Here is a 14,433-nt window from a genome sequence, read left to right on the forward strand (position 1 = left end):
CGACTCGCCTTTGACCGGACACAGACCGTCGAGATGGTGGGCCGGATCAACCACCCCCCATTTGCGCTGAAGCAGGGTCTGTATCTGGAGATCACGCCTCTGGCGGTCCAACAACGGGGACGGGTTCTTTCCCTCCCCGGCAAGGTGGCTCTCTACGTCTACTCCCTCCCCGGCGAAACCGAAACGGAGCCCTTCCTCCGATACGGAGACAGGCTGCGGGTCAGCACCTTCCTCGAGGATCCGCCCCACCATGGAATCCCTGGAGTGGAGGACCTGCGCCTGCGCTTCTGGCAACGAGGAATCGTGGGAGTGATGCGCGTCAAGTCACACCTCCAGGTCCGCCGCCTGGGGCCGGATGCCGGATGGGACCCCCGAAGACCATTGTTCACCTATGTCCGATCATTCGAGCGCTTCTGCCGGCGGACGCTGCAGCCGGAACAGCAAGACCTGGTCCTGAGCACCCTTCTGGGCCAGACCCGCCGCCTTGAGGAGGTCGATCGCATCAGCATCGAGAAACTGGGAATCTTCCACCTTTTCGCCGTTTCCGGATTCCACGTCTCGCTGGTCTACCTGTTTCTTCATCTCCTGTCCCGCCCCCTGGGATTGGCCGGGCGCCTCCTGGCACTGGGCGCCGTCTGGAGCTACGTGGTGGCCGTGGGGGCTCCCATCTCCGCCATCCGGGCCGGACTCATGGCCAGTTGGATTCATCTCCTGCTGTCCCTGGGCCTCAAATCCCAGTTCCTCAACGGTCTTGGAATCGCCGCCCTGATCATGCTGGGGACCCGGCCCCAATCCCTCCATACGGCGAGTTTCCAGTTCTCTTATCTGAGCCTCCTGGCCATCGGACTCTGCGTCTTTCCCGTCCATACCTGGATCCGCACCTTGCAGAGATCCGCGTCATCGCTCTTTCTGCCCCAGGTGAGGGTCGAGCCGACGGCTCGGAGCCGGATGGGGCGGCAGGTCCGGTACCGTCTGGAGGGTCTCCTGGAGCCGCTGCCCAGAACCCTGTCGCAGACCCTGGTTCCCTGGTTGGGCCGCGGCTCCGGATCGGTGCTTTCACTGGTCTCGTGCACGCTCTGCATCCAACTGTTCACCTTGCCCCTGGCCCTTTTCTACTCCAACGTCTGGTGCTGGACCCATTGGCTGTCCAACCTGGTTCTGGTGCCCTGCTTCTCCCTCATCCTTCTGGCGTCGTTCGCGCTGCTGGCCACCTTTTGGCTCCCCACGGGAAACCTCCTGTCGTGGCTGGTGGGGACGATGGCCGACCTGATCCGTGAGCTGATGGAACTGGTGCAGCGCGTCGCCACCATTCAATACGTGCCCCACCCCACGACCGCAGAGCTGATTCTCTATTTCCTGCTCCTTGGGCTGGCTCTGATCCTGGGCCGGAGGGCGACCCACCTCCTCTGGCTGGCCCCGGTTCTCCTCTTCCTCTCCGTGACCCGGGAGCCTGCGCCCGCCACCGAAGAGCTTGAGGTCACCCTATTGGACGTGGGCCAGGGGGAGAGCATCCACATCTCCTATCCGGACGGCAGCGACGCGCTGGTGGATACCGGAGGACGGTGGTCGTGGAACGCGGAACCCAGCCGCTTCGTCGGGCAGAGGCTGGTGGGACGCTATCTCTGGCACCGTAGAATCCGGAATCTCTCCTACGTCCTCCTGACCCATCCCCACCAAGACCACGTGCAAGGGTACGATTTCATCCGCCGCGCCTTTCCGGTGGGAAGATTGATGTTCGCAGAACCTCCGCCTGGAGAGCTGCCGGAGCAACGCCGGACCCTGAGCGACGGTCAGACCTTCCTCTTCTCGGGCGTCGAGCATCGGGTGCTCAACCCGCCCGAGAGAGGAGATCCGGTATGGAACTCCTCCAGCTCCAACAACAGGTCGGTGGTCCTGCTCCTGGTATACGGGCGTTTCCGCCTGCTTTTGACGGGAGACATCGACCGGGACATCGAGCAGCGATTGACTCCCAGGCTGGGACCCACGGCGGTGCTGAAGGTGGCCCACCACGGAAGCCACTCCAGCAGCTCTTCGGGGTTCCTGGGCCGGCTGCGGCCCCGAGTGGGTCTGATCTCGGCCGGACGCAAGAACGCCTTCGGTCATCCCGCCCCAGCCACCCTGCAACGGCTCCGCCGCGCCGGAGCCCTCCCCCTCTCCACCGGCCAATGGGGCAGCTTGCGCGTGAGAACCGACGGAACGAGCTGGCAGGTCGCCCACTACCGGCGCGAGACGGACAGCTTCTGCCCCATCACCGGGGGATCCCTGGAAGAGGAGAATTAAGCGGCGACGTTGCTCCCGCCGGAACTCGTATACTAACCCCTGACCCCGTTCGCGAAACCCGAACCACCGTGTCTCAGACAACTCTCCGCAAAAACGGCCACGTTCCGTCCAATACCACCTCTCACCGGATGGTCGACATCGTCGGCTGTTGGTGCGCATTGGGCTACGGCGCCCTCGCCTACCTGGCCCGCCAGCCCGGCGAGCCCGATCTCCCCATCTTTTTCGTCCTGGCAGCCTGGACCGGCCTGCCCGTCTTCGGACTCTACCTCTATTTCAGACAGCGCGGCGAACCGATTCCCATCGGACGCATGTTCCTCTGGGCCGTGGCCTTCAGGCTCTGCGGCCTCGCCGGCGGACCTTTCTTCGAGGACGACTTCCATCGCTATCTGTGGGACGGCTACCGCTTCGCCACGGCCGGAACGCCTTACGGCGCCGCGCCGGAGGCGTTCTTTCTGGACACCAGCGTCCCACCGGCATTTCAGCAAGTGCTAAACGGCATCAACAACCCCGACCTGCCGACCATCTACGGACCGGTGACCCAGATATTCTTTCTGCTGAGCTACTGGCTGCAACCGGGCAGCGTGACGGCACTGCAGTTGATCCTGATTCTGGTCGACCTGGGCCTGATCTGGATTCTCCTCCGCATGGCGCCGACCCGGAACGTGATGCTCTACGCCTGGTGCCCGCTCGTGATCAAGGAAATCGCCTTCACGGCGCACCCGGACGGCGCCGGCGCCTGCCTGCTCATGGCGGCGGTCCTGCTCGTCCGGAACCGGCGTGCGGGAAGCGCCGCCATCTGCCTGGGGATGGCCGCCGGCGCCAAGATTTTTGCCCTGGTGCTGGCTCCGTTGGTGCTGCTGAGAACTCGTCCGCGCCACTGGCTGCTGTTCGGCGTTACACTGGCCGCGGTGTATGCTCCATTCCTCCTGACGGGCGGCACGAACCTCACCTCTTTGCAGGTGTTCGCCCGGGAGTGGGAGTTCAATTCCGCGGCATTCGGCTTGCTGGGGACCCTGTTGCCACGATTCGAGGCCCGGCTGATTCTGGGTCTGGCGTTCGCCGTCTTTTGGCTGCGCTATGCCGGCAAGTTCGCTCGAGGCGGTCGGCACGCCATCCCCCGGGGCGATTGGCTCTTCGGGGCGCTGCTTGCCGTCTCTCCGGTGATCAACCCGTGGTATCTGCTCTGGTTGCTCCCGTTCGCGGCCATCTTCCCGAGCGCCTGGGCCTGGACGGCGTCGACCGCCGTCCTGCTCAGCTACGTGATCGGAATCCACTTGGGCGACTACACCCTGCAGGCGTACCAGCAGCCGGCCTGGATCCGTTTCCTGGAATTCGGCTTGATCCTGGCGGCGTTGGCCTATGACCTGATCCGGCGCCGGGGGATCCAGGGGGAGCCCGCCCACGACGCCCACGTGCCATGTACGAGGACCTGACCGTCGGCGCCGTGATCCCGGCGCACGACGAAGAAGACAACATCGGCCCCGTCGTCAGATCGCTGTTGGACCTGCAGACGGAGAGCGGGCTCCAGGTGATCGACGACCTGGTGGTGTGCGACAACGCCTCCACCGACGAAACGGCGCTGCGGGCCAGACGGGCGGGCGCCCGCGTGGCACGCGAACCGACGCCCGGTTACGGAAGAGCCTGCCTGACGGCCATCGCGGCCCTGGAACCGGTGGACGTGGTCCTTTTCGTCGATGGCGACCAGGCCTTCCACGTCCACCAGTCGCTCGACCTTCTGGCGCCCATCGCAACCGGCGCCGACCTGGTCATCGGGTCCCGGGTCCTGGGACGCATGGAGCCCGGCGCCCTGTCGATGCCGCAGATCGCCGGCAACCGAGTGGCGAGCCTGTTGATCCGGTTGTTGTGGAGGGAGAGGATCACCGATCTGGGTCCGTTCCGGGCCGTTCGGGCGGACGCGCTGCGGCGCCTGGAGATGCGGGACACCGCCTACGGCTGGACCGTGGAGATGCAGGTCAAGGCGATCCAGACTAGAATGCGCATGGTCGAGACCCCGGTGGACACGCGGCGGCGGCGCTTCGGGAAATCGAAGGTCGGAGGGACCGTCAGAGGCGTCATCGGGGCTGGCGTCGGAATTCTTTCCATGATCTTCGGCCTCTGGATTCGCGGTTGGACGGCCGATTCGACGGCTTCGGCCCCGCGGCGGCAAGGAGAATAAAATCCCATGAGACGGATACGCTTTCGATGCCCCTTTGCCTGGATGATGCTGCGCCGGCACGCCGCCGCAGGCTTGATCGGTCTGATCCTGATCACGGGCGCCGCGCCCGGCGAGAGCAAATTGAAGCTGCTCTCGTTCTGGGACGCGAGTGACGAATCCAATTCGTCCCAGATCGATCACGGCGCATGGCAGGAGATCCTGGACACTTACCTGCGGTCCCACAGCTCCGGCATCAATCGATTCGACTACGCCGCCTTGAAGGCCAGCGCCGGGGACACCGCGAAACTGGCCGGATACCTGTCCTACCTGCAGGAACTCGATCCCAGGACCTACTCGCGGAGGGAACAAAAGGCCTACTGGTTCAACTTCTACAATTCACTGACCGTGAAGGTGGTGGCCGACGCCTATCCCGTCGACTCCATCAAGAAAATCAGCAACAGCATGCTGGGAGGTCTGATTCCGGTCGGCCCATGGGGTGACGTACGGGCCAAGGTCCGTGGCCGGGACCTGACTTTGGACAACATCGAGCATGGCATCCTGAGGCCCATCTACCGCGATCCCCGGATTCACTATGGGGTGAATTGCGCCAGCCTGGGGTGTCCGAATCTATTGGAGACGGCTTTCACCGCGGCCAATACCGAGACACTGTTGGATGGCGCCGCCCGCGCCTATGTGAATCATTCCCGGGGCGTCGATTTTGTCGACGACGATTTCATCGTCATCTCCAGTATCTACACCTGGTTCTCGGAGGACTTCGGCGACACCGAGGAGAACGTCCTCAAACACCTGGCGCGGTATGCGGATGATGAACTGGCGGACCGCCTGAAGAACTTCGAGGGAGCCATCGACTACGAGTACGACTGGGATTTGAACCAGCCGTAACCGGTGCTCGGCAGCTCGAAACCGCCGTTCCTGATCGGCCGCTGGAAACTGCCGTTTCTGTCTGTTTCCTCAGAACACGAAGTTGAGTGAGACGCCGATGACGTTGGAGACGGCCGTATTGCGTCCGGCGATCACCCTGCCGTAGGACGCTCCGATGTTGGCCCGGTCCGAAACGGCGATGCTCACCGAAGGACCGACGACATGGAAGTCTTCCTGCAGTTCGGGAAATACCATGGGTGAGAATCCCGGGCCTCCGATCTCCAGACCCGAAGTGGAATCTTCCATCTGATAGTTGAACGCCAGTCCGAGCCGGCTTCCCACCACCACGCCGGCCGCCAGCCGGGCAAACAGGTTGGGCGGAATGTCGTGGTCGCCCGAGGTTCGATTGCGATACCCGAACTCACCCGAAACGGCAAAGCCATTGTCGAAGTACTTGCCGATCAGTGTCGATAACTCGAATCCGTTGCCTCCGTCTCCCAGCGAATTGATATAGCCCGTCTCGTAACTTCCCGCCACGATGACTCCGGCGCGAAACGCGACGGTCGGGCCGTCGCCCACCACCTCGTCCAACGCGCGCCAAACCACGCCGGCATTGATGTCGGCCAGACCGCTGATGCTGGCCTGGGACGGGGGGAGGCCCGGGCCGGTGGCGTATGAGCTCTGGGCTCCACCAAAGCGGAAGTCCAGCGCCAGGGAGTCGGTCATACCGTAGGTCCCCTCCACCCAGACGGTCTTCTGGGAGAGATCGTGTCCGCCTCCTGGGGTCGGACTCTTCGTAGTGCTGCGGAAAAACTCGGTGGCGTTCTGAGAAACGTAGGAAACGGTGAGGGAGCCTCCGCCGGGGGCGGGAAGCCAGGGAGAGCCACCGGCGAACGCGGGTGACCCGTTGATTGCGACGGCCGCAACTGCGGCCAAGATTAATAGGTGTTTTCGTTGCATTGCCATGTTCCTTGGTAAAGCTCGTTGATTGGGGTCGCTCGGCGTCGAGTCCGATGCCGTCACAGCTTGTAACGGCGCGTGAGGAAGTAGTGAACGAGTTCCTGTTCGTCCACGCCGTCATCACACCCGACGGCCTCGGAACCCGGACAGAGGACCTGGATGTTCTCGTCGTCCGGCGTTCCCGGCTTGTTCGCCGAGTCGCGGGCCTCGAGGCTGTTCTTCAGGTTCTGTGCGCGGGCCCGATCGAGTTCGCCCTTTTGCAGCGGACAGGAGTTGCACACCAACTTCTTGTAGGTGAGCGCCTTGCCCTTGGTGTACGCGTCCCTGGGATTGATGCCCCGGCCTGCCGCAATGGAGCCGGACGCGGACAGCGACGCCGGCGCCAGCACGGCGATCATCGCCACGACCAGCAAGCCGATCAGTTTCTTCATTTCAATTCTCCTCAGTAAAGGGTCGGGGTGGTTGGGAACCGCGACTCATCTGCCAAATTTGGCGAAATGCAATTTCGCGTCGCCTCCGTCCCACCTGGCCGACGCGAAATCAGTTTTTCAAATATATAGGGTAAACAATTATCGTTGCCGTTGCGTGAAAAAAGTGGAGTTTTCCCACCTCCCACGAAACGGAGAGCCGGTCGTCTCCTACGGGGACCTTTCCGGAGGTGACCGTCACGGTGTTTCGCCCAATTGCATGGCGAGCAGGCCGAATTCGGGGATCTCTGCCGACTCTCTCAACTTGCGATGGATACAATTCTCCTGCATGCGTTGGAACAGCTCCCGCGAGAGGTGCCTCTTGTAGATCTTCATCTCCTTCCGGACTTCGCTCCGGAGGCTCCGCAGCCGTTCCCGGTCCATTTCATCCCGGAGGACCTCCGCGACCAGGACCCCGATGTGGTTCAGATCCTGGTCGATCTGTCGCCCGTCGAGTTGCTCCCGTGCACCGACTTCCTGCCTCAGGGAGGACAACAGGCTCAAGGGTCCGTCGAAGTCTTCGGGACGCGCTTCGAGCGACGCGCTCAGACGGTCCACGTGTTCGAGAATGCGGGCGCTGTCCACTCCCCTGCCTTGGAAATCATCGGGTTCGCTCGCTTCCTCTCCCGAGCCCACCATGGCTCGTTGATGCTCCTCGAATGCCTGAGTTACGGCCGGATGGCAGTAGGACAGACTCCTGGGTGAAGTCCTCCGCGACCGGGCGGTCTCGAAACTGCGGTCGATCCCTCGAATCACCACATGTATGGGAATTCCGCTCTCCTTCCACAATTCGATCAGGCACCAATCCAGAGGAGGAACCAGCAGGTGCTTCTGGCGCCTCCGGATGAAGTGTTCCTCGACTTCCGTGAAGTAGTTGAAATAGTTATCCAAGACAGCCCTGCCGAAGGTCCGGCGGCCTCCGCCATCGACGGCGTATGACGGGGACCGGCTGATTTTTTCTCAACGCCGCCGTCCGGACAAGCGCTCGTGGTAGATCCGGAGGCCGCACAAGGTCAGATTCTCCTCGATCAGGTCGATCCCCTCCGAAGCGCCCGCGATGAGGGGGGCCAGCCCTCCGGTGGCCACGACTCGCGCCCCGCCCAGTTCCTCCTTCATCCGTTTCAGAATCCCTTCCACCAGTCCCACGTAGCCATGGTAGAGGCCCGACTGGATGCTGCCGCTGGTGGAGGTTCCCACGACCTGCCCGGGACGGGCAATCTCGATCCGCGGGAGCTTGGCGGTCCGGGAGAAGAGCGCTTCGGCCGAGATTCCGATCCCGGCGGCGATGACCCCTCCGACGTACTCCCGCCGGGCCGAGATGGCGTCGAAGGTGGTGGCGGTCCCGAAGTCGACGGCGATGGCCGGGGCTCCGACCAGATCCAACGTGGCCAGGGCGTTGGCGACGCGATCGGCGCCCACGTCGGACTTCGGCTGGTACCGGATGGGCAACAGGGATTGACCCACGGGATCCACCATCAGGGGTTCGCGTCCAGCGTAGCGGAGGGACAAGGCCTTGAAACACTCATTCAGCGGAGGGACCACGCTGCAGACGGCGACGTCCTCCACCCGGTCCATCCGGACGCCCGCCATGCGAAAGAGGTGGTCGCAGAGGGAAGCGTACTCGTCTACGGTCCGGTTCCTGCGCGTGGAGATCCGCCACGAATGCTCCAGGGTCGTTCCGTGAAACAGTCCCAGGACGATGTTGGTGTTCCCGATGTCGATGACCAGCAACATGAGGGATTCCGTGGTCCAGGCCGGGGCGGCCGAAAACGGCCGCTGACGTCAATGTCTGAAGTGGCGCATGCCGGTGAAGACCATCGCCATCCCGTGCTCGTCCGCCGCCTCGATCACTTCGGCGTCCCGGACCGATCCGCCGGGCTGCACCACCGCCGTGATCCCGCTGGCGGCCGCCTGGTCCAGCCCGTCCCGGAAGGGGAAGAAGGCGTCGCTGGCCATGCTGGCGCCTGCAGTCGAGCGTTGGGCTTTCTGAGCCGCCAGGCGAGCCGAGTCGACACGGCTCATTTGACCCGCACCGATTCCCAATGTCTGCCCGCCCTTGGCGAATACGATGGCATTCGACTTCACGTGCTTGGCGATGGTCCAGGCGAAGAGCAGGTCTTGGAGTTCACCCGGCTCGGGCGATCTTTGAGTCACCACCTTGAGATCTTCGGCCTTCGCCAGGGCCAGATCCGCATCCTGAAGCAGACAGGCCCCGGAAATCATCTTGAGATCGTACTCCGGGGACGATCCCGAAGACGGTTGCGGCTCGAGCAACATCACCCGGAGATTCTTCTTTTTGGCGAAGATCTCCAGAGCCCCCTGCGAGTAGGCCGGCGCTATGATGGCTTCCACGAACAGGGGCCGGGTGGCCTCTGCCGTGGCGGAGTCCACGGGACGGTTGAAGGCCAATATGGAGCCGAACGCCGAAACCGGATCGCACTCCAATGCCTTGAGGTACGCATCCCGGGGATCGGCCCCCAGCGCGCCGCCGCAAGGGTTGTTGTGCTTGATGATCATGCAACCGGTTTCTTCGAACTCGGAAACCAGGCCCCAAGCCGCGTCCAGATCCAGGTAATTGTTGAACGAGAGCTTCTTTCCCTGGAGCTGGACGGCCCGCGCCAGTCCCTGCGGCGGGCCGGCCGAAGGCCGGTAGATGGCGGCCCGCTGATGCGGATTCTCGCCGTAGCGCAAGAGGTCCTGACGGTCCAGGGAGAGGGTCAAGGTTGCGGGAACTTCAGCTTCGGATCCGCTCTGCTCCTCCAGGTACTGAGAGATGGCCGTGTCGTAGTTTGCCGTATGCCGGAAGGCCTTACGGGCCAGGGTCAGGCGGGTGGACTTTCGCGTTTCTCCCCCATTTTCAGCCAGTTCCGCCAGCACGGAGGGATAGTCGGAAGGGTCCACCACGACGGTGACGTGAGCCCAGTTCTTGGCCGCCGCGCGGACCATGCAGGGCCCGCCGATGTCGATCTGTTCGATGGCGTCCTCCAGGGTCACCCCCTCGCGGCTCACCGTCTCGACGAATGGGTAGAGGTTCACCACGACCATGCCCAAGGGCTGGATCGAATGCCGGGTCAGCACCTCGCGATGGCTGGCCAAGTCGTGACGGGCCAGGATCCCGGCATGGATGCGGGGGTGCAGGGTCTTGACGCGGCCGTCCAAAATCTCGGGAAACCCCGTGTAGTCGGACACCGGAGTCACCTCGACGCCCGCATCCTGCAAGGCCCGGGCCGTGCCCCCGGTGGACAGGCAGCGGATTCCCAGATCGCCGAGTCCCCGGGCCAAGTCCGCCAGGCCGTCCTTGTTCGAAACACTGATGAGAGCCCATTCGATCTTCATCGCATCTCCCTGCTCAGGATGCATGTTAACAGTCCGCGGTGATAGGAGCATTCCTGTCTCCCGGGCAATTTCCGATTACCAATTCACCCTTCCTGATTCATAATGGCGGCGTGCCCACCGCCAACCAGACCCTGCGCCGCATCCCCTCCGTGAACCAGATCCTTCGCGGATCGGACGCGGAATCTCTCCTGGAAACTTATCCGCGCCACCTGGTCGTCGACGAGGTCCGGCAAGCTCTGGACCGGCTCCGGGACTCGATTCGCCGGAGCGATGACCCTGACCGCACGCTGGAGTCGGGACTGGCGGATCTGGCGCCGGACCTGGGGAGGTCGCTCCGGAATCGCCTCCGCCCGTCCCTTCGTCCCGTCATCAACGCCACCGGTATCATTCTGCACACCAACTTGGGCCGCGCCCCCTTGAACGAAGAAACCGCCAATGTCATGAAGAGTCTCTCCCAGGGGTACTCCAACCTGGAGTTCGAACTGGACCAGGGAACACGGGGGCACCGGGACCGGCATCTGGACGAGCAGTTCCGGAGGCTCCTGTCCTGCGAGGCGGCTACCGCGGTGAACAACAACGCGGCCGCCCTCTACCTGGTGCTCAGCACTCTGGCCCGCGGCCGAAAAGTCCTGGTCTCCCGGGGCGAGCTCGTGGAGATCGGCGGATCCTTCCGGGTCCCCTCCATCCTGGAACAGAGCGGCGCCACGCTGAAGGAGGTGGGGACCACCAACCGGACCCGGATCGAGGACTATCGGGACGCCCTGGACAAAGAGACGGCTCTCATTCTCAGAGTCCACCCCAGCAATTTCCGGGTCGTGGGATTTGCCCGGCGCCCCGCCCTCTCCGATCTCGTCGCCTTGTCCCGGGAGACCGGAATCCCCCTGCTCAAGGATGCCGGAAGCGGCTACCTCTTCCGGACCTCCCACGCCTGTCTGAGGACGGAGCCCGCGGTCGAAGAGATCTTGCAGGCAGGTGTGGACCTGGTCTGCTTCAGTGGAGACAAGCTCCTGGGAGGACCTCAGGCCGGCATCGTGCTGGGAAATCGCCCGCTGATCGAGGCGGTCCGCAAGAATCCGCTGGCCCGGGTCTGTCGTCTGGACAAAGCCACCTTCGCCGGACTGCAACGGACGCTCTCCCTCTATGAACAGGGCACCTACCTGGAAACGCTTCCGGTCTACCGGATGCTCGGGGCCTCCAGGCCCTCTCTGGAAAGCCGGGCCCGCCGGATCCGGAGGGTGTTGGACCCGGGAGCGTACCGGAGCCGGATCCTGGACGGCTTTTCCCTGACCGGCGGCGGATCGGCCCCGGAAGAGACCATTCCCACTACCTTGCTGGCGCTCCGCTCCACGGCCGGCTCCTGCAACGACCTGAGCCGTCGGCTCCGCTGCGGTTCCCAACCTGTCGTGGCGCGAATCGAGGACGATTGGGTCATCCTGGACCTGCGGACGGTGTTGCCGGAAGAAGACGAGATCCTGGTCCGATCCCTGTCCCGGGCCGCTTCGGGAGATTGAAGTGGCCGAGAACCCTCTCGCTCCGCCCCGGAACCGGCATCTGCTCGAGTTTTTCGATCGGCAGTACGATCTGCGCCTCGCAGACGATCGGCTCCAATCCCTCGGCGCTCTGGCTCGGAGTTTTTCCCGGCTGCCCTACGAGAACCTGACCAAGATCATCCGGAGCTCCCGGAACGGCAAGGGACCGTCCGCACGGCGCCTCCCCGCCCAGGTGCTGACGGATCACCGGGAGCTGGGGACGGGAGGGACCTGCTTTTCGTTGACGGCGACGCTGCTCCGCCTGGTCCGCAGCCTGGGTTTCAAGGCCCAGCCGATCCTGGCGGACCGCCACTATGGGGCAGACACCCACTCGGCGCTGCTGGTCCGGATCCGGGGGCGTCCCCACCTGCTGGACCCCGGCTATCTGGTGGTCGAGCCGATACCCTTGGAAGAAAGTCGCGAAGTAGAGGTCAAGACTCCGTTCAACCGTCTTCTCCTCTCCCCGGAAAGCCCGGGAAGAATGCGCCTTTACACCCGGCAACAGGGCGGGCGGAGTCATCGGCTCACATTCAAGACCTCGCCCGCCGATCCGGGACAGTTCATGAAGGCCTGGGACGAATCCTTTTCCTGGGAGATGATGACCCATCCTCTGCTGACCCGGGTTGAAGGAGGAAAACAGATTTATCTCAACGGCCGGCGGTTGCAGATCCGGACCCACACCGATGTCGTCCGGACGGAGTTGGACCGGGCAGAGCTTCACCGGCAGATCGCCGCGGCCTTCGGCATCGCCCCGCCCGTGGTTCGCACGGCCCTCGCCATTCTGGACGACGCCTCCCGTGGCTCAAGTTGAAGCGGTCGAGCCGGTCAAGCTCCTGGTGGCCCTGCTCTGGGCCGACGCCCAGTCGCGGAACGCCGCGCTGGAGCAACTGGAGATCCGCTGGGGCGCCATCGACTCCAGTGGAGCCGACCACCCCTTCGACGTCACCGACTACTACGAGGCGGAGATGGGACCGTCGCTGCAGAGACGCCTGGTGAGCTTCTCCCGCATGATCCCTCCCGAGACCCTTCCGGAGGTGAAGCTGGCGTGCAACCGGATCGAGGAGCAACTGGCCCGCCGAGGCTGCCGCCGGGTCAATCTGGATGCCGGCTATCTGGACCACAGCAAGGTGGTCCTGGCCAGCATGAAATTCGCCGGCCAGAAGATCCACCTGGGCCAGGGTGTCTACGCCGACCTCATGAGCCGCTACCGGAAGGGCCGCTACCGGCCCCTGGAATGGGCGTTCCCCGATTTCCGAGACGGACGCTACGACCGGGACCTGGCCCGGATCCGGGATTTGTATATGGCCAGTCGGCGGGGAGCGGCGATTTCCAATCGCCGATCAGGGGAGGGTTAAGGGGGGACGGCAACACACCCATTGAATCCAGCGATATCCAAAGAGATCCCGGAATATCTATTAAGTGATTGTATTTCTTTATGTTAGACCTGTTCTCACCCCGTTTCAGCCTCCCCTGAAGTCCCTTGATATCCAACCCGATCCCATTAATTGGGAATTATATACAATCTTCCCCATAGGGCTGATGGATCATTGGCAACGCCGATCAAGGTGGTAAGTTGAATACGGGTTCCAAAGCCGCCTCACCACCTGCGGGAAAAGAGCTGCCTTATCCCCATTCCCGGCGTTGCCAATGGGGTTGAATATAAAACGGCTGGTGGTGTGCTGGCAATGGTGAAATGGAGAAGTCTGATCAATTAAGGGAAATTGTGGGTGATATGGGGTCTGGGCTGCCGTTGGGGAACGGGGACTATGAGCCCAGACTCCTCTTATCAAAGGTTGTTGGAAGTTCATACGTACCACCCCCTTTCTGATGGGCTCGGTGGCCCTTAATTGATCGGATTACTATTATGGCATTGTTATCAATGTATTGGAGGAGATGAAAAAATTCTGAATATATTTGACCCCAAACTGACAGGGCGCGGACCCACTCATATGACTCCGGTTGTGGGGATGAGGGACAGAGACACTCGTCAGGTGACTGCTATGGTGGCTCCAAATTCGACAAGGGAAGTTCTAAGCGGGTTCATAATGGAGTATGTGACTCCAGAGACAATGATCTACACGGATACCGCAAGCCCATACCAGTCTCTGGAGAATCATGAAACGGTCCGGCATTCTCATGGTGAGTATGTCAGGGGCGATGTTCATACGTACGGAGTTGAGTCCTTCTGGTCGATGCTCAAGAGAGCCCACAAGGGCACGTTCCACAAGATGAGCGTCAAGCATCTTCACCGGTACGTCGGAGAATTTGCTGGCAGGAACAACATCCGAGATTTGGACACCATCGACCAGATGGAGGTTGTTGTAAGGGGAATGGACAACACGCGGCTCAGGTACAAGGATCTGATTGCATGAGGAAGTTGAAATGACCAAATATGAGAAGTCGAAAATTTTAGGTGGTCTGGTACAGGAATGGAGTGATCTCAGACAGGAAAGAGCATATTGCAGAAAAAGGGCCTTGGAATTGGCTCGGGTATTTTCCTCTTTGTCAGATGAGCCAGAGAAATCGACAGAGTTGGACTCTGATATTGATACCTCTGTTTTGGATGTTGAGTTCAATTTGGGAGAAGGAGCAGAATTGCTTCGTGAATTGAACCGACTCAATTTGGAAATCATAGGTATCCAAGAGAAGGTCAGGAGACTTGGAGTCGATCTTACAAATTGAATGATCCAGGATCAGGGGCAAGTGATGAAGAAGAAGAGACAAAGCAAGTACACAACGGACTTACGGTTTCCGGACACGCCGGAGAATTGGAGTTGACCCGCTTTCGTGGACACATCCAAAGTAAGGAAGTGAAAGGAGGAGT

The 14,433-nt window shown here is 62.2% G+C and carries 14 protein-coding genes; 9 read left to right on the top strand and 5 right to left on the bottom strand.

The genetic code is table 11. The features are described from left to right. Positions 1–33: 33 nt before the first annotated feature. The 4 genes from OXT71_18565 (at position 34) to OXT71_18580 (ending at position 5,338) form a co-directional block, all read left to right on the top strand. Complete coding sequence (locus OXT71_18565; protein MDE2928395.1) at positions 34–2,280, top strand: ComEC/Rec2 family competence protein; 2,247 nt, start codon at positions 34–36, stop codon at positions 2,278–2,280. A gap of 68 nt (positions 2,281–2,348) precedes the next feature. Then, positions 2,349–3,713, top strand: a complete 1,365-nt coding sequence (locus OXT71_18570; protein MDE2928396.1) for a hypothetical protein — start codon at positions 2,349–2,351, stop codon at positions 3,711–3,713. Next, positions 3,698–4,456: a glycosyltransferase family 2 protein gene (locus OXT71_18575; GenBank protein MDE2928397.1), complete on the top strand. Its 759-nt coding sequence runs from the start codon at positions 3,698–3,700 to the stop codon at positions 4,454–4,456. Before OXT71_18570 ends, OXT71_18575 begins: the two co-directional genes overlap by 16 nt. A 6-nt stretch (positions 4,457–4,462) precedes the next feature. After that, positions 4,463–5,338, top strand: a complete 876-nt coding sequence (locus OXT71_18580; protein MDE2928398.1) for a DUF547 domain-containing protein — start codon at positions 4,463–4,465, stop codon at positions 5,336–5,338. A 69-nt stretch (positions 5,339–5,407) separates the two neighbouring features. On the opposite strand, the gene OXT71_18585 is transcribed toward OXT71_18580, so the two are convergent. The 5 genes from OXT71_18585 to purH form a co-directional block, all read right to left on the bottom strand. Beyond that, positions 5,408–6,277, bottom strand: a complete 870-nt coding sequence (locus OXT71_18585) for a hypothetical protein (GenBank protein ID MDE2928399.1) — start codon at positions 6,275–6,277, stop codon at positions 5,408–5,410. Positions 6,278–6,336: 59 nt separating this feature from the next. After that, on the bottom strand, positions 6,337–6,708 hold the full coding sequence (locus OXT71_18590) for a hypothetical protein (GenBank protein ID MDE2928400.1): 372 nt from the start codon (positions 6,706–6,708) through the stop codon (positions 6,337–6,339). A gap of 234 nt (positions 6,709–6,942) precedes the next feature. After that, positions 6,943–7,635, bottom strand: a complete 693-nt coding sequence (locus OXT71_18595) for a hypothetical protein (GenBank protein ID MDE2928401.1) — start codon at positions 7,633–7,635, stop codon at positions 6,943–6,945. Between the two features lie 69 nt (positions 7,636–7,704). Further along, a complete protein-coding gene (locus OXT71_18600; GenBank protein ID MDE2928402.1) occupies positions 7,705–8,478 on the bottom strand; it encodes a type III pantothenate kinase in 774 nt (257 codons plus the stop codon). 48 nt (positions 8,479–8,526) lie between these two features. Continuing rightward, complete coding sequence (gene purH / locus OXT71_18605; protein MDE2928403.1) at positions 8,527–10,080, bottom strand: bifunctional phosphoribosylaminoimidazolecarboxamide formyltransferase/IMP cyclohydrolase; 1,554 nt, start codon at positions 10,078–10,080, stop codon at positions 8,527–8,529. Between the two features lie 110 nt (positions 10,081–10,190). On the opposite strand from purH, the gene selA reads away from it, so the two are divergent. The 5 genes from selA to OXT71_18630 all read left to right on the top strand — a co-directional run bounded on the left by selA (position 10,191) and on the right by OXT71_18630 (position 14,291). Next, entirely contained in the window at positions 10,191–11,591 is a 1,401-nt protein-coding gene (gene selA, locus OXT71_18610) for an L-seryl-tRNA(Sec) selenium transferase (protein ID MDE2928404.1), read from the top strand. Position 11,592: 1 nt separating this feature from the next. After that, positions 11,593–12,420 (top strand): arylamine N-acetyltransferase, encoded by an 828-nt coding sequence (locus OXT71_18615; GenBank protein ID MDE2928405.1) that lies wholly within the window; start codon positions 11,593–11,595, stop codon positions 12,418–12,420. Next, complete coding sequence (locus tag OXT71_18620; protein ID MDE2928406.1) at positions 12,407–12,964, top strand: DUF4416 family protein; 558 nt, start codon at positions 12,407–12,409, stop codon at positions 12,962–12,964. Before OXT71_18615 ends, OXT71_18620 begins: the two co-directional genes overlap by 14 nt. Positions 12,965–13,456: 492 nt before the next feature. Further along, a complete protein-coding gene (locus OXT71_18625) occupies positions 13,457–13,981 on the top strand; it encodes an IS1595 family transposase (protein ID MDE2928407.1) in 525 nt (174 codons plus the stop codon). A 10-nt stretch (positions 13,982–13,991) separates the two neighbouring features. After that, positions 13,992–14,291, top strand: a complete 300-nt coding sequence (locus OXT71_18630) for a hypothetical protein (GenBank protein ID MDE2928408.1) — start codon at positions 13,992–13,994, stop codon at positions 14,289–14,291. The last annotated feature ends 142 nt before the right edge of the window (positions 14,292–14,433 follow it).

Source organism: Acidobacteriota bacterium, from assembly GCA_028874215.1.
Taxonomy (GTDB): Bacteria; Acidobacteriota; UBA6911; order RPQK01; family JAJDTT01; genus JAJDTT01.

Excerpts from the sequence above, each read along its gene's own strand:
- purH (MDE2928403.1), bottom strand. The coding sequence starts at position 10,080 with ATGAAGATCGAATGGGCTCTCATCAGTGTTTCGAACAAGGACGGCCTG.
- OXT71_18575 (MDE2928397.1), top strand. The coding sequence starts at position 3,698 with ATGTACGAGGACCTGACCGTCGGCGCCGTGATCCCGGCGCACGACGAA.
- OXT71_18600 (MDE2928402.1), bottom strand. The coding sequence starts at position 8,478 with ATGTTGCTGGTCATCGACATCGGGAACACCAACATCGTCCTGGGACTG.
- OXT71_18585 (MDE2928399.1), bottom strand. The coding sequence starts at position 6,277 with ATGCAACGAAAACACCTATTAATCTTGGCCGCAGTTGCGGCCGTCGCA.
- OXT71_18580 (MDE2928398.1), top strand. The coding sequence starts at position 4,463 with ATGAGACGGATACGCTTTCGATGCCCCTTTGCCTGGATGATGCTGCGC.
- OXT71_18565 (MDE2928395.1), top strand. The coding sequence starts at position 34 with ATGGTGGGCCGGATCAACCACCCCCCATTTGCGCTGAAGCAGGGTCTG.
- OXT71_18630 (MDE2928408.1), top strand. The coding sequence starts at position 13,992 with ATGACCAAATATGAGAAGTCGAAAATTTTAGGTGGTCTGGTACAGGAA.
- OXT71_18590 (MDE2928400.1), bottom strand. The coding sequence starts at position 6,708 with ATGAAGAAACTGATCGGCTTGCTGGTCGTGGCGATGATCGCCGTGCTG.